Raw genomic sequence first — 25,801 nt, forward strand, 5'->3', positions numbered from 1 at the left:
AAGTTAAGTGAGGAAAATCCTTAACTTTTCTACATCGACAGCCACGGGCAGTACCTCTATAAATATAGCAGTCAACTTTGTAAAGTATCGCATTAATTCAGAATTGTCAGGCAGAGATACCCGTGCAAAAACTAACTTCATCCTACGAATATCAAGTTGGCGGTCGTCTCAGAGTTGATGCACCTAGCTATGTAGTACGGCAGGCAGACAAAGAGCTTTACAATGCTCTCAAAGCAGGTGAGTTTTGTTACGTTCTCAACTGTCGGCAGATGGGTAAATCTAGCTTGCGGGTGCAGGTTACTAAACGTCTGCAAGAAGATGGTATTGCTTGTACAACAGTTGACCTCTCAGGAATTGGCAACAGCAACATCACCTCTAACCAGTGGTATGCAGACATCATTATGCGACTGGTGCGGAGTTTCCAGCTTTCTACTGAAGTTAATGTTCATAATTGGTTAGGAGAAAGACAAGACCTGTCTCCAGTCGGTCGCTTGGCTGAATTATTACAATCTGTTTTACCGGAATTGATTCAGCAGCCAATTGTGATTTTCTTTGATGAAATCGACAGTACTATTAGCTTGCCATTTAATACTGATGATTTTTTTGCCCTGATTCGTGCTTGTCACGAACATAAGCGTTTTACTTTTGCGCTGTTGGGTGTGGCTACGCCTTCCGATTTAATTACAGATAAAGCTCGCACACCGTTTAATATTGGACGAGCAATTGAGTTAAATGGGTTTAATCTGGCAGAAGTTCAACCTTTAGAAATAGGATTGGCGAATACAGTAGAAAATCCTCAAGCAGCACTGAAGGAAATACTGGCTTGGACGGGAGGTCAACCATTTTTAACTCAAAAACTTTGTCAATTAGTTACACAGCATTGGCATTGGGAAACAGGAGAACAGGGAAGCTTTTCTGCCATAGAATCCCCTTTCCTCAAGAAACTGATGCAGGAGATATTGACTCCAAGCGAGGCGATAGCTGACCAAGTATCTGCTATAGTGCGATCGCATATCGTCGAAAATTGGGCTTCCCTCGATGAACCACCCCATTTAAGAACCATCCGCGACAGATTACTTTGCCACGAACAACGCGCCAGCAGATTATTGGGACTATATCTGCAAATCTTACAAAACGATAATGTGCCTGCCGACGATTCACCAGAAAAAATCGAATTGCTCCTATCAGGGTTAGTTGTTAAAAAACAAGGTAGCTTACAAGTTTATAATCGCATCTATCAAGAAGTTTTTAATTTAGAGTGGGTAGAGAAGCAATTAAAAAAGTTACGTCCCTACGCAGATTTAATTAACGCTTGGGTAGCCTCAAATTATCAGGATGAAACCAACCTGCTGCGAGGACAAGCCCTCAAAGATGCTCAAACTTGGGCCAAGGGCAAGAGTTTGAGTAATATGGATTATCGCTTTTTAGCCGCCAGTGAGGAACTAGAGAAACGCGAGGTACAGAGTGCGCTAATTGCATCTCAACAAGCAAACCAAATCCTTCTCACCGCCGAACAGCAAGCAAAACAAACAATTAGGCAGGGAGTGGTGAGATTATCCGCCCTGTCTCTAGTGACTGTTTCTCTTTTGGGATTATCAGGTTTACTTACATGGCAAACCGCGCAACAAAAGCGACAAGTAAGCTTAGGCGAGATTAAAGCTTTGGCTCTCTCCTCAGAAACAGCTTTTGAGTCCCATAATAACTTTGATGCTTTACTCGAAAGTCTCAAGGCTGGTATCAAGTTAAACCAGATTGGTTGGAAAAACGCAGATACAGAATTACAGGTGCAGGTAGAAAAGAATTTACGTCAGTCTCTATATTGGGTACGTGAACGCAATCGTTTAGTAGGTCATGGGGATGTAGTCACAAGAGTTAAATTTAGCCCCGATGGAGAAAAACTCGCCAGTGCCAGTTGGGATAAAACCGTGAAAATTTGGCAGCGTGACGGTAAATTATTGCATACCTTGCGTGGTCATACGGATGCAGTGTGGAGCGTTAATTTTAGCCCTGACGGCAAAATGTTGGTCAGTGCTAGTCGAGATAAAACCGTGAAAGTCTGGCGTGTGGAGGATGGTCAAGAAATTGCCACCTTAACTCATCAAAATTGGGTAGCGTGTATCGGATTTAGCCCTGATAGTAAGACAGTGGCATCAATGGAATGGAATGGGACAATGAGACTCTGGAACCTCCAAGGACAGGAGTTAAAATCTTTCCCTACCCATAAAGCCCCAGTTGTTGCTGTCCATTTCAGCCCCAAGGGAAACATGATTGCTACCGCTAGTCGAGATGGTACAGCAAAGGTTTGGTCTTTAGATGGCAAAGAATTATTGTCTCTGGGAGGCCATAAGAATTGGGTAATGTATGTTAATTTCAGTGAGGATGGCAAAAACCTAGTAACAGCAAGTCGAGACAAAACCGCGAAAATTTGGGATTTACAAGGGAAAGAACTAGCAACACTACGCGGTCATAGTGATACCGTTGCTAGTGCAGTATTCAGCCGCGACGGTCAAACTATTGCTACTGCAAGCTCGGATAAAACCGTGCGACTCTGGAACCGCAAAGGCGAAGAATTGCAAGTTTTTTGGGGACATACCGATGCTGTTTGGGGTGTCAACTTAAGCAAAGATGGAAAACTTCTAGTTAGCAGTGGCGAAGATGGGACGGTGAGATTGTGGAATATGGAAAACGGGGAAGCCGGAAAATTTCAATCCCTAAGTTTCAATCTTGGTGAAGCTGCGGCAGGAACTATTAGTTTTAGCCCTGATGGTAAAATTTTGGGTACAACTGGTCGTTACACAATGGCGAAACTCTGGAATCACCAAGGACAAGAACTAGTAACACTTAACGGTCATAGCGACACCTTAAGAAGTCTGCAATTCAGCCCAGATGGACAGATTATCGCTACCGCCAGCCGAGATAAAACAGTCAAACTGTGGAATTTAAATGGTAAAGAAAGAGCAACTTTGCACGGACATCAAGCAGATGTCAGAAGCGCAACTTTCAGCCCCGACAGTAAAACCATCGCTAGTGCAAGCTGGGATACAACAGTTAAACTGTGGAATTTGAATGGTAGAGAAATCATGACTTTGCGCGGACATCAAGCCGGCGTGAGAAATGTTAGTTTCAGTCCTGATGACCAAATTATCGCTACCGCAAGTGAAGATGGAACGGCTAAACTCTGGAATCGCCAGGGACAAGAACTAGTTACCCTCAAAGGACATCAAGCAGGGATACAGGCTGTAAGCTTCAGTCCTGATAGTCAAGTTATCGCCACAGCCAGTAAAGATAAAACCGTGAAACTCTGGAACCGACAGGGGAAAGAGCTATTGACTCTGCTGGGACACAGAGGTGAGGTGAATGCTGTAAGTTTTAGCCCGAATAGAGAAACCATTGCTACAGCCAGTGAAGACATGACAGTCAAGCTGTGGAACCTTAAAGGAGGACAGATGCAAACCCTTTCAGGTCTTGATGCTGGAGTTAAAAGCGTGAGTTTTAGCCCAGATGGAAAGGTTTTGGCTTCCTCTGATTCCCTGGGTAAAGTCACTCTCTGGAATTTAGATTTTGATTCCAGTCCTGAGAAATTGTTGGCGCAGGCTTGTAATTGCGTGAGGGATTATTTACTCAATAGTGCAGATATCAAAGAGCATGAGAGGGTTTTGTGCGATAAGCTCGGTACAGTAAAAGCATTATAGTCAGTAACTCATCGTTAAACAGCAGAAATATTATTTCTAGCAAGAGGATGAAGCCGATTTGTTAAAGCTTCTAATTCACCGCCAGCAAGCAGCAATTCAATCACTTCACGACCTTGAGAAATAAAGGTTTCAACTTGCTCTTCAAAGGTGATAGTACCTCGAAATACTTCAGCTAAAGGTTTCCTGAGATGAAGAGGATGCCAACGATTTGGTTTCGCTACTTCAAATATGTGATCGTGAAAATCCCATTTACCGAAATTGCTTTTCAATCTTGAGCGTAATTTAGTATATTCATCAGAATGCAAAAAATGTCCTTCAAATGATTTCCATTTGTGTATATCAAAAGTTATAATCAAGCAGAAATCGGGACTTAAATAGGGCTTGGAAGGCTGCACACGATGATCAGAACCATCTAAAAGAGTACCAATGAATATACCTGGAAACCACCCATCCAAAATATCTAATCCTAATCGTCCCCACTGATATTTCACTTCCATAAAAGGAATAGGTGCATCTTTATTAAATCCAATTTTTTCTGCTACCCAACGCCAATCTGCTTCAGCAGCGCGTAATGTTATGTTTTTCAGATTAGGTATTAATGATTGAGCAGGTAAATAAGAAATTATACTTTCATAAGAAACTGGTGCTGCTGGGCCTAAATTCTCCTCTGCAAGCATATCTATAAAATCATGAACTAGACTATCTTCTGATTTTGTTTCTAACCAATGTTTCAAAAACCTATATACATCACTCCAATTCAGAGCTAAATCAGGCTGTTGTTCATGTTGTCGAGTTAATCCAGTAATTAGAATTAATTTGTATCCTTGTGACCATTTCAAATTTGCTTCTGCATATTCACGATATTTATCTAATTGACCTGGATGTAAATATGACCATACCTTGTGTTCAAATATCAAGGCAAATTTTCCAAAATCTGCCACCATATCTATTTGTCCACCAGGAAATGTATATTGAGTTTTCCACTCAGGTAATATGTGAGTTAAAGGAAGAGGTTCTGGTAATTTTTGATTGAGATAATCTACAAATTCACGCGCCAGCAACTCTTTATTTCTCAAAAGCCAAGCAAAACCTTCAGTAATAAAATTCTCAATTGGATCGAGTTCTTGGCTTTTGGGATATTTACGTAATGCGCTAAACAAGCTATCTGACACGCCTGTATCCTCCATAGCTTTAAAGGTGTCTACCATAACATACAGGCTAAGTAATGTCGTCAGGCGATCGCACTACACTCAACAATTACGTTATCTAAAGCGCGCAAAAAGAAGCTTTCCGCCGTCAAGTAATCTTCATCGAGATACCAACGACCCAGTTTATTGTAAGTCTGCAAATTTTATATTGATACAAACACTATTCTACGCACTTTTGCAATTCGTAGTTTATGCAAACAAGAACTGTGCAGTATTGCCAGATGCCAGATTTAACCCGATGTTATCTGAGGTAAATCCCCCGACACCGCGTAACTCGGCTAATAACTCACCTGAACCAAATCCTGTATTTCCAGTCACCCCGTCACCTAAATGGAAATAGGTATTGCGGCCATGCACCACTACATCGATCGCCTCGATACCTTCAAATTGCAATAAATCTCCGCCTGCACCACGCTGGAACTGATGGATCACATCACTGCCATCACCTTGACGATATATTACTGTATCAATGTGGCGATCACTTCCCAAATACAGGGTATCGTTTCCTAGCCCACCTACGAGAATATCAGTACCTGTTCCAGCATAAAGGATATCATTACCTTCACCACCGCGCAAAATATCATCGCCACTCAAACCCCCAATAATGTCATTACCACCTTGACCGTTGATGACATCATCGGAGTTGTCAAAGCCACGTACATGATTATCTAAATCATTCAGGAAGGTGACGGTGTTGCGATTCCAAATTCTGTTTTGCGTGGAGTCTGCGTCAAAGACATCAAAACTATCTTGCAGGGTTTCATCACCATCAAACATGATGTTACCAATCTGACCATGCTGACCACCAGGAATCGGCAAGTTATCCAGGTTTTCTAAAGCAAAGTCCTTGAGAATCACTTGGGTATCATCAACCCCTTCAAAACTGACAACTAAATCATCACCAGTTTGGGTAAGGAGCAAGTTTTTGGCAACTAAACCCTCTCCTGTAAATATGAGTTCATCAAAGGTTTCCCGCACTTCCAGCGAGGGATTGCTTCCCCGTCCTACTCCCTGAAACCCTTCTACCTCAATAGTGCGATCGCCACGGTTGACTTTAACTGGATAGATATTGCTATCAGGATTCGCCGTTGATGCAGAATTTTGGATGAAACGCACTCCACCCATATCCCGCAATAGACCACCTGATTGAACAAAGATTGCGCCCCCACGGCCTTGACCATTTTGAAAGCCACTACCACCAACAGCAGAATTGAAGAGAAATGAACTGTTCCTGACGTTGAAGGTGGCGCTGTTAGAGACAAAGACTGCACCTCCTAAACCTGCACCACCGCCGCCTTGTCCTCCCACACCGCCGTTACCTGGACTGTTGCCGTTAAAGGTTGAGCGACCATTACCTCCATTCGCCCCATCGCGTCCAGCCCCAGCAAATGCGCCAGCTGCACCCCCAAGACCACCAGCACCACCGGGGCGAGCTTGTCCTCCCAACACGTTAGCACCGCCGCCACCACCACCGCCGCCGCCGCCACCACCGCCACCACCATAGCCACCAAAACCACCGCCGCCGCCACCAGTAGCATTTCGGAAAGCACCAGCACCGCCAGCACCGCCACCTCCGCCGCCGCCACTACCGCCACCAACACCAAAGCCTCCTGAGCTACCACTCACACCGCCACCAGCTCCCAAGCCTGTACTTCCGACTATCCGACCAGCAGCACCACCGTTACCCCCACTAGTTGGGACTATACCTCCAATGGCAAAGAAACTTGGTAAGCCACCACTACCACCAGGAAAGCCATTGCTCCCAGCCGAGGAATCATTTCCACCCCGCCCACCGTCGCCACGACCAGTAAAACTATTACCTCCGACTGCTCGGTTATCAAAAAACACAACATTATCTGCTGTGACATTAGCACCTGGATTCAGAAACAGGCCACCTCCAGCACCTAAACCGCCACCGCCACCCCGACTACCGTTGCCTCCTTGAGCAAGACCCCTGTTAATCTGCAAATTATTAAATGTAACAGTGCTGTTATCAATCAGAAATAGGGAAGTGCGCCCCTGTCCATTGAAGCCAGTAAAACTAGTGCCATTCCCCTGAAAGTTAATGCTATTGCCTTGTCTGATGACAACTGGACTATTTAAGAGAGCAATGCCATTAATAGCGATCGTATCTGTTCCTGGTAAGGCTTCGGCGGCTGTGACAGCTTCTCGTAGGCTCAACAGCCCATCATTAGGATTAACAACATCATTGAGTGTAGTAACGGTAAAAGTTGCCATGTGAGTATCCTTTGATTAATAAATGTAGGCAGAATAGGGAATATCACCACCTTTGGAGAAGCGGCGTTACATTTAGTTTTAATTTGTGGATTTTAAGAAAAATTAAGAGTAAATTACACCACGATATTTTAAATTTCTCCGTGGTTGGGAAATTGTAGATATAACTTGGTTTTTAATATAAAGTGCGCCACGATAAATTAGAGTTTGATGTGTTGGTACATTTTGATTAACAACTGAATAGTTAATATTGTAATCAGCACCACGATACTTTAAAGATACTTTTGCTGCTGTTATTTTAGATAAAGGATAATCACACTTATAGGGTAATAATTGATAATTTATTTCCATCTTATTAAGCCTCATTGTAAGTGAATAAACTGCTAGTTTGCTGCAACATTTTATTTTTTGTTTCAGCAATGATTTATTTATAGGATTTCTAGAAATTAATGTCGATGTATAAAAGTTAAGGATTTAGCACAGAGTCGATTTACTTAACTTTTAGCTAGCGCAGTGGGTACAATCTGACGCACCTGTAGGGGATAATCCTGGTATTCAACGGACGAGTTTTGGATTTGATGATCGCACTGTGTCAGGTAAAGGTATCTCTGCTATGTTGTATTATCAGCAAGAGGAAGTACCTTCAGGACATGATAGAACACCCGCACCGATCAAGCAAAATGCCCGTGTGTTGAGAAAATATTGCTGGGTAGACAGAGGATACTTTGGAAGAGAGCGATCGCCAGTGAATCTAATCACGTATCTACATATTACGTGTAGCAGTTGGTCTTAAGGCATCTTCAAAATACTGTCGATATAACTCACAACTGGATATAACCTGATTTCCTTGCAGCTTGACTAACCCCATGCTGTGCAACTTAAATGCTAAAATCTGTTCCAACTCCACAGGATTTGATGAACGGATTACTTCCTCATAGGCTGCTGCTAATTGCGGATGTTCTTGTAAGCTTCTTAAATGGCGATGCAAGTGATTACTATAAATACCTGCATCTGTAGCTGCGGTTTGGATTAACTGCTTAAAAGTCAAGTCTTGTTGCGCTAAATGATATAAAGCTTGCTGTATTAGATACGGATGTCCAGCCACAAGCTGCATCAATTCTGATAACTCATTTTCAGATAAATGAATTCCATAACGTTGGGCTAAATTGCATACCTGCACAGGTGTAAATGTTTGCAATTCAATTGCTAAACCCACATTAAAGGGTGATTTATTAATATCTAGAGGAATATATACTTCTGTGGAATGAACAATTACCAAACGCAAATTTTGCCACAGAGGATTACCGATATCTCCATAAGCAGCTTCTTCATACCAAGAACGCAATAAAGTAAAGAAATCATCAGCAATTTCTGGATGTAAAAACACCTCATCAACTTGATCTAAAGCTAAGACCAAAACACCATTAATTTCTGGTAGCACACAATCTTCAAAATAAGCGGTGCAGTTGCTTTTACTGCCAAAAGTTGCGCTCCAATAATCCTCTACTCGATGGGGTAACTGAAGCTTACGAGTAATCGCAGCACAAAACCAACGCAAGAATTTATCTAAGTCATTAAAAATAGCACTTTCAGCTCGCTGTAAGCTCAAAGCTACAGTACGTACTGAAGAATTTTGTTGTTGAGCATGGGCTAAAATTCTTACCATTAAAGAAGTCTTACCCATTTGACTGGGTGCTTTAATACGAATCAACGCCCCATCTCTGGTAATTTCCTCATAACAGCGAGACTCTACCGGAGGACGTTCCATATACAAAGCAGAGTCCAATGCTATGACTCCAACTGGTGATTCTAATTCTAGGGATTGGGGATTAATAACTGGCGATTGGGAGTTGGCTAATGAGGAAGAGTTTTCGATTTTTAATTCTTCAGATGCTCGTTGTGCGAGGACAGCCATCAAATTAGTTTTACTGACTTTTTCCCCTAAACTAGCTGAAAGTATCTGCCATAGTTTCGGGCCAACATCATGTTTGATGTACTCAGGAGCGTAGTCACGTTCTTCGGCAATTTTATCATATTTTTGACCTAGCAAAGCTCCTCGTAGTACAGCTACTTCAATGTTTTTCAGATGTCTTTTAGTTTTGGCAAATACTGCGGCATCTACTATTTTCAAAGCTGCTTCAAATGTGATTGCTATTTCTTGAATTATTTCCGTCATTTTCTTTAATGTTTATAAATTTATTTTATTTTTTAATTAATAGATAGCTTCGGATTTCTTAACTTACTTTATCTGCTAATTTTTGTAGGGTTTGAGTGAATGGATGGTCAGGATATTGTAAACAAAATATGCCACTACTGCCCAGTTGTGCCATATCTTCCGAAAGTGGCAATATACCTGCAACTGGAACGTTATAAGTTTTCTCTACTTTTTGCTGTAGTGATGCAAAATTCATGCGATTTGGTATCTTATTAATGACCATCATCATCTCGCGGACTTGCAGTTGACGAGCAATATTCACGGTTACTGCCGTGCCTTGAAAGTCTTGGCGATCTGGACGCAGGATAATAATTAACAAGTCAGAAATAGCGATACATAGTAAAGTTTCTCGGCTTAATCCAGGGTGAGTATCAATAAATAAGTAGTCTAATTTTAATTCTTTAATTAATCTTTGAAAGCCAGTATTTAGTAAACTAACGTTGTATCCTTCGCTCAAAATTTTGGCAATTTCATCAGCATTGATACTAGAGGGTATGAGGAAAACTGTTCCCTGAGAAATTGCTAGATGAGAAGTAACATCACAGGCGGTATCCTCAATACAACTACGATTCCACAAATAGTCATTTAAGGTTTTGCCTGTAATTGTCTTATCAATACCAAATAGAGCATGAATGCCCGGAGATTGTAAATCAGTATCTACAATTGCCACTCGCTTTTCTTGAAGTGCCATTGCGACTGCTAAATTCGCTGTTAAGTTAGATTTACCTGTTCCACCTCGAAAGGAGTGAATCGCAATAATTTTAGACATAGAATACTAATTCGTATTGGGATTAAGATATCTTGCTATTGCGAAGATATTTAACTTCTATCTGCAATTGTTGAAAATATTCTGTTTGAGTTATTTCTGCTACTTGATGTGCAAGTTTGTTTAAATCAATCTCTATTTGCATTTCTTGGAGTTGGAGTTTTTTCTCCTTTTCCTGCTGTTGCAATAGGCTTTCTAATTCAGCTTTTTCTTGCTTCACAACTGCCAATTTTTGCTGCAAATTTGCAACTTCTGCCCTTAAACTCTCTTCGGTATCTTGTAAGTAAAATTTAACTTTGTGTTTTACCTGATTCTTCCTTAACTGCTTCTGGGTTAGTCTGGAAGCATTATTCCTTACTGCATTGTTGAAAGCAATGAGGTTAATTACGTTTGCTGGAACTACTTCGATACCAATATTAAGGGGATGTTGGGGCATGATTTACTCCATGTCATCAACGTCTGCGTTGGGAGTGGCGGATCTTTACTTTCTTAGAATGACGCGATCGCCTGACATAATGAAAGATCAGTTTTGTCATAAAGCGGTACTTGTAAAACTGATCTTGACAAAAGACATTATTTATAGATGGAAATCAATTTAGCCAGGATTTGCTGGGGAGTATTCCCCAAATCGCCAACGTAGGGAAGTAGCATTGCAGCTTTCCAACACTTGCTCAATAGCAAACTCTACTAAACGTTGCGCCCCTGCAAATTCAGTTAATCTTGCCACATCCCAAATTACCTGTGCTTTACCAGTGATTTGTAAGGTATGCCCTTTTTCAAAGTCGATAAATAATAAACCTGCTTTGGGATTTACATTTAAGTTACCAAAGGTTTGAAACATATTATTTCCAGAGTAATCAGGAAAAACAAGCTGATTACTATTCACAACTTGTATAAACCCTGGAAAGCCTCCTCGGTGGGAAGCATCAGCCCCACTTTCTGGATGATAACTAGCGATGAAAAAAGTGTCTGCTTGGGTTATCCAAAGTTGATTGGTATCACTTAAACTATCTCTGGTAAAAGCTTCAGGTTGTTCTATTGCATCAATTACCGCTTTTTCTATATGACGTATTTGGATGTATTTAGGACAGTTAAAAAATACCTGCTGAATTTCTACTTTGATATGCTTTTGATTTACCTCTGCTTTGCCATTTAAACGTAAACGCCGACGGTTTGCTAAATCAATTACCAATAGACCAATATCATTATTGACTTTTAGGTTTTGGTGTAGAGGATCGGTTTGTATGGGGATAGTATTAATCTGTATTGTTTGTGTGTTTAATACTTCTACAAAACCAGGGTTTTCTGTTAACAACGATGCCCAGACTCTACCTTCTGTGTCCACTGTACTAGCAACTGCTAATTGTTGTGTGTGCAGGAACTCCTCAGCAGGTGGTTTGATGGTGCTACTGATGAAATGACATAGACGTTGCGCCTCTTCTCGCACGCCCGCCTGAGTTTGGACTGTAATTTCTCCAGAATGAAAAGAAGACATTTTACTAACTCGTCATAGTCTAGGGCTAGGCTAACGGCTACGTAATTCAAAGTTCCGGTCTAATAGCTAAAGTTCACTGAAGTGGACTGAATGGAATTTCTCATTGAATCCTCTTGAGAGGAGTACTATGAGACTCGGAATGGATTCTGAGGCGGGATAGATGCCCTCTTAGAAATCACATCGTATATTTCCTATACATTTCTTTAGTATTTTTTATATAAACTCTATTTTCCAAGATCAGTTTTGGATTGATGGGTTGAAAGATAACTGATCTTGGCGATCGCAGAATTTTATGATATTGCAATCAACGTCACTGTTCTGTAAATATATAAATAATTGCAGGTATATTAACCGAGAAATCGTGGCTACTCTCAAAGCTTCTCCACAGGGACTCGCAAGAATTAAACAAGCTAGAAGTGATAGGGGTTGGTCTGTTGATGATTTTAGATGGCTAGAATTAGCCAGTGAAATTTTAGGTGTTTGTTGGCAAGAAAATGGTGTTCTCGCTGCTGGGATATCAGAAGGAACATGGAAGCGTTTCTTGGCTGGGAAGCAAGCGATTAATGCTGAAGCTTTTAAAGCTTACTGTCAGGTACTGGGGTTGAATTGGGAAGAGGTGCAGGAGGGAGGACGCACCAAGGAACGAAAAGACACAGGAACAAGCAGACAAGAAAAATTTTTGTCATCTTCCCATCCTCATACAGATTGGGGTGAAGCACCTGATGTATCTATTTTTTATGGTCGAAGTGAAGAACTAGACACGGTGAAGCGATGGGTTACACAAGAAAATTGTCGCTTGATAACGCTGCTGGGAATGGGTGGAATTGGAAAAACGACACTTTCTGTAAAACTAGCGCAGGAAATTATCAACAGCGAGAAAATTTATCTTTCCCAGTCCCCTGAATACATAATTTGGCGTAGTTTGCGAAACGCGCCACCAGTGGAAGATATTTTGGCGGAGTTAATTCAATTTTTATCTGGACAGCAGGAAACAAATTTATCAAATCATCTACAGGGGAGAATTTCGCTGTTACTCAAAAATTTACGTTCGTCGCGCTGTCTAATTATTTTGGATAATGCTGAGTCAATTTTACAAGCAGGCGATCGCAATGGTCGTTATCGTGCTGGATGTGAAGGTTACGGTCAATTCCTACAATGTATAGCAGAAACTTCCCACCAAAGTTGTTTAATTCTCACTTCACGGGAAAAACCCCAAGGACTGGCTAAGTATGAAGGTGATAGTTTGCCAGTACGTTCTCTACCACTGACAGGGTTACAAGAACAAGAAGGACGCGAATTATTTAATGTTAAGGGTAAATTTGCTGCTTCTTGTGACCAATGGCAAGTTTTAATTTCACGCTATGGCGGTAATCCTCTAGCTCTCAAAATTGTAGCGTCTTCCATCCGCGACTTTTTTGATGGTGATGTTTCCCAATTTCTGGAAGTTTCTCAGCAAGGTACATTCATTTTTGATGATATTCGGGATTTACTTGACCAACAATTCCAGCGTCTCACAACTCTGGAACGAGAGATTATGTACTGGTTAGCCATCAATCGTGAACCTGTAACTTTAGCAGAGTTACAAGCCGATTTTGTTGCTAATATCCCACCCCGTGAACTGCTAGAGTCTCTAAGTTCTCTACAAAGACGTTCTTTAATTGAAAAAAGTGCTGGCGGGTTTACTCAGCAACCTGTAGTAATGGAGTATGTGAGCAATCATTTAATTGAGCAAGTGTGTGAGGAGATGAGGGAATGGGGACTGGTAAGAAGCAGGGGTGCAGAGGAGCAGAGGAGCAGGGGAGAGAAAATACACACTCAATACAAGCTAAACGCCGCGCTTCCGCTAACAGCACTCAGCACTCCCTTATTTACTACTCATGCACTCATTAAGGCACAAGCTAAAGATTATGTGCGGGAGAGTCAAATTAGTTTGATTCTTCAGCCTCTAATCAATCAATTAATTACAGAATTTGGCAGTCTGGAAAATATCAGTAATTGTCTGGTTCACATCCTCTCTAGGCTACGGGGTAAGTCGCCCCAAGAAACGGGCTATGCTGGAGGGAATGTTCTTAATTTGCTGCATCATGCACAAGTTGACCTCAGTGGCTATGATTTTTCGGGGTTAACTGTTTGGCAAGCTTATCTTCAAGGCGTAAACCTCCATGATGTGGATTTTGCTAACTCAGATTTATCTTGCTGTGTATTTACGGAAACATTAGGTAATATTTTATCGGCTGCTTTTAGTCCCGAAGGTCAACTTTTAGCAACCTGCGATACTGACTGTCATGTGCGTGTATGGGAAGTGAAAAGCGGGAAATTATTACTAATTTGTCGAGGACATAGTAATTGGGTGCGCTTTGTGGTGTTTAGCCCAGATGGAGAAATATTAGCGAGTTGCGGCGCTGACGAGAATGTGAAACTTTGGAGTGTCCGCGATGGTGTTTGTATAAAAACGTTAACTGGGCATGAACATGAGGTATTTTCTGTAGCGTTTCATCCAGACGGTGAGACTCTAGCCAGTGCAAGCGGTGACAAGACAATCAAACTCTGGGATATTCAAGATGGTACTTGCTTGCAAACGCTGACAGGACATACAGATTGGGTGCGTTGCGTTGCTTTTAGTCCAGATGGTAACACTTTAGCGAGTAGTGCGGCTGACCACACAATTAAACTGTGGGATGTGTCTCAAGGTAAATGCTTGAGAACGTTAAAATCACATACAGGATGGGTGCGTTCCGTAGCCTTTAGTGCAGATGGACAAACCTTAGCTAGTGGTAGCGGCGATCGCACAATTAAAATTTGGAATTATCATACAGGTGAATGTCTGAAAACCTATATCGGACATACTAACAGCGTCTATTCTATTGCCTATAGTCCTGATAGTAAAATTTTAGTCAGTGGTAGTGGCGATCGCACAATTAAACTCTGGGATTGTCAAACCCATATCTGCATCAAAACTCTACACGGACACACTAATGAAGTTTGTTCCGTCGCCTTTAGCCCAGATGGTCAAACACTAGCTTGTGTTAGTTTAGACCAAAGCGTGAGGCTCTGGAATTGTCGCACTGGTCAATGTTTGAAAGCTTGGTACGGTAATACAGATTGGGCATTACCTGTAGCTTTTAGTCCTGATAGACAGATTTTAGCTAGTGGTAGTAACGACAAAACAGTTAAACTCTGGGATTGGCAAACCGGCAAATACATCAGCAGCTTAGAAGGGCATACCGATTTTATTTATGGAATTGCCTTTAGTCCAGACAGTCAAACCCTAGCTAGTGCGAGTACAGATTCCTCAGTCAGATTGTGGAACATTAGCACAGGTCAATGCTTCCAGATTTTACTCGAACATACAGATTGGGTGTATGCTGTTGTGTTTCATCCCCAAGGTAAAATCATCGCCACCGGTAGCGCTGACTGTACAGTCAAGCTATGGAATATTAGCACAGGTCAATGTCTCAAAACCTTGAGCGAACATAGCGATAAAATCCTGGGAATGGCTTGGAGTCCAGACGGGCAACTTTTAGCTAGTGCTAGTGCTGATCAATCTGTGAGACTATGGGATTGTTGTACAGGTCGTTGTGTTGGCATATTGCGAGGACATAGTAATCGCGTTTACTCAGCTATCTTTAGCCCCAATGGAGAAATTATTGCCACTTGCAGCACCGACCAAACAGTGAAAATATGGGATTGGCAGCAGGGTAAATGCCTCAAAACCTTGACTGGACATACTAACTGGGTATTTGATATTGCTTTTAGCCCTGATGGAAAAATCCTGGCCAGCGCATCCCATGACCAAACCGTAAGAATTTGGGATGTTAACACAGGAAAATGTCATCATATCTGCATTGGGCATACACACTTAGTTTCTTCTGTGGCTTTTAGTCCAGATGGGGAAGTGGTCGCTAGTGGTTCTCAAGACCAAACCGTGAGGATTTGGAATGTAAAAACTGGTGAATGTTTGCAGATTTTGCGGGCGAAACGGCTTTATGAGGGAATGAATATTACTGGTGTCACAGGGTTAACAAAAGCTACAATTTTCACATTACAAGCTCTTGGTGCTTTGAGATAGTTAAATAGTGCAGCAAGACTTAAATGTTCAAAAATTGTAGGTTTAATTAAGCGCAGCTTAACCCAACCTGGATCAGGGTGTATTAGGCGCATATTTTGAGATCATTATTCCTGACAAACTTAACTTTTTAAGAAGTCTGATTTCTCAATTTTTCTAGATTGAGGAAAATAATTGCTAAAGGCGATCGCATCTCGAACGCTCTTTTACAATTCGCCAGTTTTCATCAGTGATTTAGTCTTAACTTGCCGATGCCAACCACGTCCTAGCAACAGTAAACCAGCAAATGCCAGCAAACCAACACTAGCAGCAGGTTCGGGAACCTTTTCTACAGTAATCCGAGCTACCTGATAGCCTGGGGTGAGGAAGTTAGCATTCGCAAATCTCGGATCATCTAAAATACCGCCACTACCAGCAGGTAAGAAACCACCAAACTCTGAAGCTAGGCGGACTACGCCATTTTCATCAACACCAGTATTAGGGGTTTGTTGACCAAAGAAAGCTGTATTTTGAGGTAATTCATCATTGACTTCTGTACCACCGTCCAGCACTTGAGAACCCAGTACCAAAAATTCAGTCCCGATGAATTTACCTACTTCATCGAAAATAGGATGAGCCAGAGGATTACCATTAGCGATGAATAAATCGTTACTGGGAATCACCATTGAAATATAACTAAAAAAGCGGCCACTATTGCGAACTGCTTGATAATCGAAATCAAATGTAGCAGTCTCACCTGGATCAATTGGCCCTGGAATCCCATTATTTCCAAGAATTGTAGCTTGAACGTCACCCGCGCCAAAATTGGCGAACCGAGTTGTAATTTCTGCTGTTGCACCATCTTCAACAACACTTTCTGTACCCGGAAAATTAGGGTTTAAAGGTGCATTGCGATCGTAAGTATCAAAATTGCCATTGTGAAAGCCAACCCACAGAGGAGTCAAGAAAGTACCCCCTTGGGGTGCTAGATTCTCAATCTTGACTCTCAGAGTAGCTGCTGTTGCCGATGTTGCCAACATCAATGTTGAACTCATGGCTAAGATGGTGCTGGTAAGTACTCTATTTTTCCAGCAGTTTTTCGTCTGATTTTTCATGATTAGGCTCTCAATAATTGTGAGTCTTCATTTTTATATCGCCTAATCAATCAGCAGTCGATTGATAAAAGTTATGTAGTTTCTGAATTACCGCTATCTTAACTTTTCTGTATAACGGAGCAGTTAATGACATGAGTGTTCAATTGTTGTGAATCTCCCAGTTTCTAGCCTGGTAGAGGCTCAATATACTATTTCCTACTTTAATTTATCTAGTTTGTTTTATCTGCCATAGGACTCATACTTGATTTTTGAAATATACGTAGGGGAGCCACTGCGTTGGACGGGTTTCCCGGCTTGGAGCAAGTGGCGTTGGGCATTGCCCACCAAAACCATGAGCCGGTGGGCAATGCCCACCCTACAGATACTGAGAATTTTATGTGTAAGCGCAGGCTACGCCAACAGAAATCAAATCGGATTCCTATATATGTAGCTTCATATTAAATTTGTATTAGTATTTCTATAAGCCTAAAAACCAATTACTTTATGAATAAGCTGCCGAAAATAGACCGTCAGCGAGAGCATCAAGCGAATGAACGTACTTTTTTAGCATGGTTACGCACTTCTATCGCTTTAATTAGTTTTGGGTTTGCTATTGCTAGATTTGGGTTATTTTTGCGTCAGCTTGATACAGCAATTACACAAAGAGAAACATCTGTCAATCCTCTATTCAACTCAGAGAATTTAGGGATTACTTTAGTGCTTGTGGGAATTTTGGCGATCGCTCTAGCTGCATGGCGTTACAATCAGGTATTCTGGCAAATAGAGCGAGGCGACTATCGACCCAATCGATTAGCAATATGGGTCATGACTGGAGTCGTGATGATTTTGGGATTTTTAAGTATTCCTTTACTCTTGTTACGGGAGCAATCCATACCGCGACCATCTTCTATTTTCAAGCAGCCTCAATCCCAAAAATTGCGTTAACAATTCCCGCACCTCTACCCCACAACCATAGAAAAATCATCTCCAAAGCCCATCATTATAATTAATTGATCAATAGAGTACATTCCTAATGGATTGTATATATACGAAGTATTGCGGATGAGATACTAATCTATGGAGTATTTGCAGAAAGTCGAATCAGCCCTTAGCCGCAAATCAATATTCATTTTTATAAAAGCAACAAATGACATCCGAATTGAGAATTTTTAATCAGTATTAATTTTTTGGCTTTGGCTACTTCTCATTCTTCTGTCTCCCCATTCGCAGTTTAGAGACTAGGACAAAAATCAGATTATGAGCCAAACCTTCGCAACTATTGACGGGAATGAGGCTGTCGCCCGTGTTGCCTATAAATTAAATGAAGTAATTGCTATCTATCCCATCACCCCCTCTTCAGCAATGGGTGAATGGGCTGATGCTTGGATGGCGGAAGGTCGTCCCAACCTCTGGGGGACAGTTCCCAGTGTGGTACAGATGCAGAGTGAAGGCGGGGCGGCTGGTGCGGTGCATGGGGCTTTGCAAACGGGTTCCTTAAGTACGACTTTCACAGCATCTCAAGGGCTATTGTTGATGATTCCCAATCTCTACAAAATTGGGGGTGAACTGACTAGTATGGTGGTTCACGTGGCGGCGCGGTCTTTGGCTACCCACGCCCTATCAATTTTTGGTGACCATAGTGATGTGATGGCGGCGCGTGGTACTGGGTTTGCTATGCTGTGTTCGGCTTCGGTGCAGGAGAGTCACGATTTTGCTTTAATTGCCCATGCGGCAACTTTAGATACACGGGTTTCCTTTTTGCACTTCTTCGATGGCTTCCGTACTTCCCATGAGGTACAGAAAGTAGAGCTTTTAGCAGATGATGATGTGCGATCGCTCATTAATGAAGATAAAATATTTGCACACCGCGCCCGCGCCCTCACCCCAGATAGTCCTTTGTTGCGGGGGACAGCCCAAAATCCTGATGTCTTCTTCCAAGCCCGTGAAGGTGCAAACCCTTACTACAACGCTTGTCCCGCAATTGTCCAAGGGATTATGGATAAATTTGGCGAACGGACGGGGAGATATTATCAAATATATGAATACCACGGCGCGAGTGATGCCGATCGCCTAATTATCATCATGGGTTCTGGTTGTGAAACAGTCCATGAAACAGTGGATTATCTCAACGCCCGTGGTGAAAAAGTAGGCGTTCTCAAAGTCCGACTATTTCGCCCCTGGGATGTAGAGAGATTTGTCCAGGCTTTACCTCATAGTGTACAGGCGATCGCTGTCCTCGACCGCACTAAGGAACCAGGAAGCGCGGGGGAGCCTTTGTATCAAGATGTAGTTACAGCGATTCATGAAGGATGGGTAAATAAAAATAATTCCCCAGTCCCCAGTCCCCAGTCCCCAGTCCCCAAAATTATTGGTGGAAGGTATGGGTTGTCGTCGAAGGAATTTACACCGGCGATGGTGAAGGCTGTGTTTGATAATTTGGCTCAAGCTACGCCGAAGAATCACTTTACTATCGGGATTAATGATGATGTAACGCATACATCCCTAGAATATGACCCTAGCTTTTCCACGGAACCGGATAACGTTGTCCGGGCGATGTTCTATGGTTTGGGTTCCGATGGGACAGTGGGGGCGAATAAGAACTCAATTAAGATTATTGGGGAAGGAACAGACAATTACGCCCAAGGTTATTTTGTTTACGACTCCAAAAAATCTGGCTCGATGACGGTTTCTCACTTGCGCTTCGGTTCTCAACCCATACGTTCTACTTACTTGATTGACCAAGCCAATTTTATTGGTTGTCATCACTGGGGATTTTTGGAACGTATCGAAGTTTTAAATGCGGCTGCTCATGGGGCGACTATTTTGTTAAATAGTCCATACAATGCGGCTACTGTTTGGGAAAATTTACCCCTGAAAGTCCGGCTGCAAATTCTCGATAAGCAACTCAAACTCTACGTCATCAACGCCAATCAAGTCGCCCGTGATAGTGGGATGGGTGGACGCATTAACACCATTATGCAGGTGTGCTTTTTTGCTTTGGCGGGGGTATTGCCAGAAGTGCAAGCGATCGCCAAAATAAAACAAGCGATAGAAAAGACCTATGGTAAGAAAGGGGTAGAAGTTGTCCGCATGAACTTGCAAGCGGTAGACCAGACCCTCGAAAATTTACATGAAGTGAAGATTCCCATTGAGGAAAAAGGGAAATGGATAGATGAGGAAGCACTCCTATCTAACCAAAGTCCCTTCTCCACCAGCGCCCCCAAGTTTGTGCGGGACGTTCTGGGAAAAATCATGGTGTGGCAAGGTGATGACTTACCTGTAAGTACACTACCACCAGATGGGACATTTCCCACAGGTACAGCTAAATGGGAGAAGCGCAACGTTGCTCAAGAAATACCTGTGTGGGATACAGATATCTGCGTACAGTGTAGTAAGTGTGTGATGGTTTGTCCCCATGCGGCAATTCGCGCTAAGGTTTATCAGCCAAGTGAGTTAGAGAATGCACCACCTACTTTTAAGTCAGTGGATGCTAAAGACAGAGACTTTGCTAACCAAAAATTCACTATCCAAGTCGCTCCAGAAGATTGTACAGGCTGCGCTATTTGTGTGAATGTCTGCCCAGCCAAAAATAAATCCGAGCCATCACTCAAAGCCATTAACATGGCAAATCAGCTACCTTTACGGGAACAGGAAAGAGACAATTGGGATTTCTTCTTGAATTTACCCAATCCTGACCGACGAAACTTAAAACTTAACCAGATTCGCCAACAACAACTGCAAGAACCTCTATTTGAATTTTCCGGTGCTTGTGCTGGTTGTGGTGAGACACCTTATGTAAAACTATTAACACAATTATTTGGCGATCGCTCGGTTATTGCCAACGCCACTGGTTGTTCTTCCATTTACGGCGGAAATCTCCCCACCACCCCCTGGACGAAAAACAACGATGGACGAGGCCCGGCTTGGTCTAATAGTTTATTTGAAGATAACGCCGAGTTTGGTTTTGGTTATCGTCTGTCGTTAGATAAGCAAGCAGAATTTGCGGCGGAATTACTGCAACAGTTCAGCACGGAAGTGGGGGATAACCTTGTAGATTCGATTCTTAAAGCACCACAGAAAACTGAGGCTGACATTTGGGAACAACGCCAAAGGATTGAGTTGTTAAAGCAACAGTTAGATAAAATTCCCACCTTTGACCCCAATCTCAAATCCAAAATCCAAAATCTCAAATCTCTCGCTGATTACCTAGTGAAAAAAAGTGTCTGGATTATTGGCGGTGATGGTTGGGCTTATGATATTGACTTTGGCGGTATCGACCATGTGATAGCCAGTGGTCGCAACGTGAATATTTTGGTCATGGATACAGAAGTGTATTCTAACACCGGCGGTCAATCTTCCAAAGCCACCCCCAAGGCAGCCGTCGCTAAATTCGCCGCCAGTGGTAAGCCTGCACAAAAGAAAGATATGGGTTTAATGGCGATGAATTACGGTAACGTATATGTGGCAAGTGTAGCGTTAGGTGCAAAAGATGACCAGACACTCAAGGCATTTTTGGAAGCAGAAGCCTTTGACGGCCCATCTATAATTATTGCCTACAGCCATTGCATCGCCCACGGCATCAACATGACCACAGGCATGAACCAACAAAAAGCCCTGGTAGAATCAGGACGCTGGTTATTGTATCGTTATAATCCACTGTTGCAAGAACAGGGCAAAAATCCCTTACAGTTAGATATGCGATCGCCTACTCAATCAGTAGAGCAATCAATGTATCAAGAAAATCGCTTCAAGATGTTGACGAAAAGTAAACCAGAAGTAGCTAAACAACTGCTAGAACAAGCACAAGCTGAAGTTGATGCACGTTGGCAGATGTATCAATATTTGGCAAGTAGGTAATGGGTAATGGGTAATAGGTAATAGGTACAAATCTATTACCTATTATTGTTCATCAACAATCGATAAAATACGATTATAGAGAGAACGACTAACCCAAAATTTTGCTATATTGATTAAATCATCCAAAACGGGTTTAACTGATAAAATTAAACCCCGACTTTTTGCTTCTATCAAAATCCCTAAAATACCTGTAATTTTCAAATTATATTCAATTGCTATTTGTCTGCCCAACTGTTCATCTATAATTAACCAATCAGCCTTTAATTCTAATGCTAAAGCGATAGCAGAAGATTCACCTTCATCTAATTTATTTCTTAACGACACCACTAAATCATCGTTGGTGATTGGGTTAACTTGAATCCAATGCAATGTTTTAACTTCTTTAGCTCCGGGTATAGAATCTCCCCACTGAGTTAATTCATGAAAAACTGCTGATGGTATGATAATGCCGCCATAAAGTTGTTTTAGTAAATGAATTTTGCCTATAGCAGCTAGATTAGTAATAGGTGAAGTGTTGCTAACGATAGGCATAATTATTAAAGAATACCCAAATTTTGTAAATCAATTTCTAAGTCACTTTCATCATAATGAAGAGGAATATTTCTCTTTGCCAATTCATGTTGAAATTGCAATAAAGGCACTTGAGCCAACTGGGAAGCTTTACCAAGACTAATGTTCTTTTTTTGAAATAATAGGATAATCAGTTCGAGAATTAATTCCTTTTCTGATAATCCACTTGCTTGGACAATCTCATCAGAAATGACTAAACTCATCTTTGTTCACCAAGGTATCCAGATTATTTTAATTATAAAGGCTAGATAATTTAATTAATCCTTATCAATAATTACCAAAAAAAGGGGTAGATATACTACCCCCTTACCGAACCAGGAAACTTAGATTATTAGCTACAGCAGAACCTTAGCTAAAATTGGCTGCACACGGGTAGAGATTTCTGGTACATACACCTGTGTAACGTAGTCAGCAATCATTCTGTCTGTATTAAATAATGGTGCATTGGTTTTGATGGATGCTTTCATGACTTGCACCCAACGATGGGGAATCCCGTTGGCATCTTGGTCGTAGTATAGAGGTACAATTTCCTCTTCTAGCAACTTATACAGGGATTGGGAATCAATGCGGTCTTGTAATTCTTGGTCGCTGGTGTGAGCATCTTCACCAATCGCCCAACCATTTAAGCCTTTACCATTTGCATCGGCTTGATAACCTTCACACCACCAACCATCAAGGACGCTGCAATTAATCCCACCGTTGAAGCAGACTTTCTGTCCACTTGTTCCCGATGCTTCTAGGGGACGACGGGGATTATTTAACCACACATCCACACCTTGGACTAATTTCTGCCCTGTGTAAATGTCGTAATCTTCAATAAAGGCGACACGGTTAATAATGCCTGAATTATGACACCATTCCATCAAGCGTTGGATAATCCGCTTACCTTCTTCATCGGCTGGGTGGGCTTTGCCGGCAAACACTATCTGCACTGGACGTTCAGCGTTGCTGAAAATGCGTAACGCTCGTTCTGCATCACGTAAAATTAAGTCGCCACGTTTGTAAGGGCTGAAGCGTCTAGCAAAACCAATGGTGAGGATTTTGGGATCTAGTAGACTATCACTGGCTTGAATGAGTCTTTGGTCTTCACCCCGATGTTCCCGTGATTTTCTGACTTTATAACGGGTGTAGGCGACTAATCTTTCTTTGAGGATGAGATGGCGTGACCATAATTCCTCATCGGGGATGTCGTCCACTTTTGCCCACATTTTGGGATCAATGGCTTGGGTTCTCCAGTCTGCACCCAAGTATTGATTATATAAGTCGGCTAATAAAGGTGCTGTCCAGGTGGGTGCGTGTACACCATTGGTAATGTAACCAATTGGTACTTTCTCCTCCGACCTTTGGGGATAGAGGACAGTCCACATCTTGCGGGATACTTGACCATGTAGTTCACTCACACCGTTACAAGCGCGGGACATTCGCAAGGCTAACACAGTCATACCAAAGGGTTCCCAGGGGTCACCTAATCGCCGTGCGCCTAAAGCTAAGAATTGTTCACGGGAGAGACGTAATTGTGTCCAGTAGTGGGCAAAGAAGGAGTCAATTAAATCGGGTGAGAAGACATCGTGACCGGCGGGAACTGGTGTATGGGTGGTGAATACGCAACTATTCCGCACACTGGCTTCAATATCGTAGAAGGATTTACCTGTGCGTTCGATTTCCAGACGGGCAATTTCTAAGGTACAGAAAGCGGCATGACCTTCGTTGAGGTGATAGACAGAAGGTTTGATCCCCAAGGCTTGCAACGCTCTCACACCGCCAATTCCTAAGACGACTTCTTGGGCGATGCGGGTTTCTGTATTCCCACCGTATAAATGTCCTGTCAACCAACGGTCAATGGGATCATTGTCATGGCGATCGCTATCGAGTAAATATAAACTTACCCTTCCTACTTGCACGCGCCAGATTTGCACTGTTACCTGACGCTGGCGAATCTCCAATTTAATTGTTAGTGGTTCCCCATGCTCATTTTTAATCAACTCAATGGGCATCCGATGGAAGGAATTATCCACATAATAATCTTCTTGCCAACCTTGACGGCTCAAGCGCTGACGAAAATAACCTTGGCGATATAGCAAGCCAATACCCACCAACGGTACACCCAAATCGGATGATGATTTCAGGTGATCCCCAGCCAAAATCCCCAACCCACCAGAGTAAATTGGTAGAGATTCATGAATACCAAATTCGGCACAAAAATAAGCAACGGGGTTTTCGTGGGAAACTTGGGGCGCTACTCGACTCACCCAAGTATCTTTCTGGTTGATATATTGGTCAAACTCCTGCGCCAAGGCAGAAACTTGCTTGAGATAAAACGGGTCTTCAGCTAACTGGGTGAGGCGTTCGTAGCTGACTGACTCTAAAATTGCCACTGGGTTATGTCCACAGCGTTCCCACTCTTGGGGATCAATGGCTTGGAATAATGCTAGGCGATCGCCACTCCAACTCCACCAATAATTATAAGCTAAATCTGCTAATCGCTTGAGGGAAAAAGGTAGCTTTTCACTTAAATGTAAGGCTGCTGTATTTGCACTGCTCTGAGACATAAAATTCTACGCTTTGGAAATTACGTGTGAGATACTTGCGGTTATCAAAGAAATACTTTCTTGCTGTATGGTTGACAACACAGCATTAGTAAACGTCTTGTTTTTCTCGATTTCACTCATCATCTACCCCCAGCCAACGCCATTCAGGTTGATTTCTGTTGAGTTTCAAGTAGTTAACTAGCACCTGAATTAGGGGGATTTCATTGACATCAAAACTTACCTAAAATTAGTGATGTTTATTCTTTATATCTTGTAGAGACTACCATTATTGATTAGAATTTTTGATGTTGTTTTATATCAATACTATGCACTAAATTTTAATTTATTTATTTTTTTGTAAAAAAATATTTAAATATATAACAATATAGTGTTACCAGGCAAAACCTTATTAGCAAAATTGTATTAGAGGCAAAAAAATTCTCTGCATCCAAGAAGACCTTTCCAGCTAGTAAAGATTAATAGGTTTGATGGAAAGCCATGTGGAATCTGTTTTGTGTAAATTGACTGGGCTTGGAGAACTTACAAACAATAACTCTAGACTCATATGATCAATCGCATTACCTCTGTTTTTCTTGTTGGTTTGATAGCATCCGCTTCAGCTTTGGCTATTTCCCCCAAGGCTGACGCGAACACACCAGCGTTTTCTATTTTTGAGCTAGGTAGACAAGATAATCGTCGCCATAACTGGGATAACGACCGTCGTGATGACTGGGATAATATCCGCTATGACCGCGACAATGACCGTCGCTATCGGGATAATCACCGTCGTCATCGGAATAATCATCGCCGTAACGACTGGGACAAAAACCGTCGTTGGGATAATAACCGTCGCTGGGATAACGACCGTCGCTGGGATAACAACCGTCGCTGGGATAACAACCGTCGCTGGGATAACAACCGTCGTAATGACTGGGATAATAACCGTCGTGACGACTGGAATCGTAACTGGTTTCGTTATTAATCCCTCCGCTTTCAGTATATTAGGCGATTCTGCTTTTAAGTTGTAAAGTCCATCTAGAGGGCTGTTGACAGTTGACAGTTAACAGCCCTTGTTAATTTTGCTGAGGGACTTCCA

Annotated in this window: 16 protein-coding genes; 5 read left to right on the forward strand and 11 right to left on the reverse strand. The window is 42.2% G+C overall.

The genetic code is table 11. From position 1 onward, the window contains the following. Window positions 1-122: 122 nt before the first annotated feature. Window positions 123-3,692, forward strand: coding sequence for an AAA-like domain-containing protein (locus ACN222_RS13940; RefSeq protein ID WP_010996942.1), 3,570 nt, complete (start codon window positions 123-125; stop codon window positions 3,690-3,692). A gap of 14 nt (window positions 3,693-3,706) precedes the next feature. Here the strand turns inward: ACN222_RS13940 and ACN222_RS13945 are convergent, their stop codons facing one another. The 7 genes from ACN222_RS13945 to ACN222_RS13975 all read right to left on the reverse strand — a co-directional run bounded on the left by ACN222_RS13945 (window position 3,707) and on the right by ACN222_RS13975 (window position 11,611). After that, on the reverse strand, window positions 3,707-4,900 hold the full coding sequence (locus ACN222_RS13945; protein WP_010996943.1) for a PD-(D/E)XK nuclease family protein: 1,194 nt from the start codon (window positions 4,898-4,900) through the stop codon (window positions 3,707-3,709). 189 nt (window positions 4,901-5,089) lie between these two features. Continuing rightward, the gene (locus ACN222_RS13950) at window positions 5,090-7,138 is read right to left on the reverse strand and encodes a hypothetical protein (protein ID WP_419756863.1); all 2,049 of its coding nucleotides are present in this window, start codon (window positions 7,136-7,138) and stop codon (window positions 5,090-5,092) included. 102 nt (window positions 7,139-7,240) lie between these two features. Next, entirely contained in the window at window positions 7,241-7,486 is a 246-nt protein-coding gene (locus ACN222_RS13955; protein ID WP_044521502.1) for a DUF4278 domain-containing protein, read from the reverse strand. A 412-nt stretch (window positions 7,487-7,898) separates the two neighbouring features. Then, complete coding sequence (locus ACN222_RS13960; RefSeq protein WP_010996947.1) at window positions 7,899-9,311, reverse strand: AAA-like domain-containing protein; 1,413 nt, start codon at window positions 9,309-9,311, stop codon at window positions 7,899-7,901. 58 nt (window positions 9,312-9,369) lie between these two features. After that, complete coding sequence (locus ACN222_RS13965; protein ID WP_010996948.1) at window positions 9,370-10,119, reverse strand: MinD/ParA family ATP-binding protein; 750 nt, start codon at window positions 10,117-10,119, stop codon at window positions 9,370-9,372. Window positions 10,120-10,141: 22 nt separating this feature from the next. Continuing rightward, a complete protein-coding gene (locus ACN222_RS13970; RefSeq protein WP_010996949.1) occupies window positions 10,142-10,552 on the reverse strand; it encodes a hypothetical protein in 411 nt (136 codons plus the stop codon). 159 nt (window positions 10,553-10,711) lie between these two features. After that, a complete protein-coding gene (locus ACN222_RS13975) occupies window positions 10,712-11,611 on the reverse strand; it encodes a pyridoxamine 5'-phosphate oxidase family protein (protein ID WP_010996950.1) in 900 nt (299 codons plus the stop codon). Between the two features lie 361 nt (window positions 11,612-11,972). Between ACN222_RS13975 and ACN222_RS13980 the strand changes: the two genes are divergently transcribed. Further along, complete coding sequence (locus tag ACN222_RS13980) at window positions 11,973-15,680, forward strand: NB-ARC domain-containing protein (RefSeq protein ID WP_044521506.1); 3,708 nt, start codon at window positions 11,973-11,975, stop codon at window positions 15,678-15,680. Between the two features lie 203 nt (window positions 15,681-15,883). Here the strand turns inward: ACN222_RS13980 and ACN222_RS13985 are convergent, their stop codons facing one another. After that, entirely contained in the window at window positions 15,884-16,771 is an 888-nt protein-coding gene (locus ACN222_RS13985) for a spondin domain-containing protein (protein WP_010996952.1), read from the reverse strand. Window positions 16,772-17,254: 483 nt separating this feature from the next. On the opposite strand from ACN222_RS13985, the gene ACN222_RS13990 reads away from it, so the two are divergent. Continuing rightward, the gene (locus ACN222_RS13990; RefSeq protein WP_010996953.1) at window positions 17,255-17,695 is read left to right on the forward strand and encodes a YidH family protein; all 441 of its coding nucleotides are present in this window, start codon (window positions 17,255-17,257) and stop codon (window positions 17,693-17,695) included. Window positions 17,696-18,007: 312 nt separating this feature from the next. Next, window positions 18,008-21,607: a pyruvate:ferredoxin (flavodoxin) oxidoreductase gene (gene nifJ / locus ACN222_RS13995; protein ID WP_010996954.1), complete on the forward strand. Its 3,600-nt coding sequence runs from the start codon at window positions 18,008-18,010 to the stop codon at window positions 21,605-21,607. Between the two features lie 42 nt (window positions 21,608-21,649). Here the strand turns inward: nifJ and ACN222_RS14000 are convergent, their stop codons facing one another. From ACN222_RS14000 to glgP, 3 genes are all read right to left on the reverse strand, one after another. After that, complete coding sequence (locus ACN222_RS14000) at window positions 21,650-22,138, reverse strand: DUF3368 domain-containing protein (protein WP_010996955.1); 489 nt, start codon at window positions 22,136-22,138, stop codon at window positions 21,650-21,652. A 5-nt stretch (window positions 22,139-22,143) separates the two neighbouring features. After that, entirely contained in the window at window positions 22,144-22,380 is a 237-nt protein-coding gene (locus ACN222_RS14005; RefSeq protein ID WP_010996956.1) for a UPF0175 family protein, read from the reverse strand. 132 nt (window positions 22,381-22,512) lie between these two features. Further along, a complete protein-coding gene (gene glgP / locus ACN222_RS14010; protein WP_010996957.1) occupies window positions 22,513-24,726 on the reverse strand; it encodes an alpha-glucan family phosphorylase in 2,214 nt (737 codons plus the stop codon). Window positions 24,727-25,270: 544 nt separating this feature from the next. Here glgP and ACN222_RS14015 point away from each other — a divergent pair. Beyond that, entirely contained in the window at window positions 25,271-25,687 is a 417-nt protein-coding gene (locus ACN222_RS14015) for a hypothetical protein (protein WP_010996958.1), read from the forward strand. Window positions 25,688-25,801 lie beyond the last annotated feature (114 nt).

The organism is Anabaena sp. FACHB-595, assembly GCF_048568275.1.
GTDB lineage: Bacteria > Cyanobacteriota > Cyanobacteriia > Cyanobacteriales > Nostocaceae > Trichormus.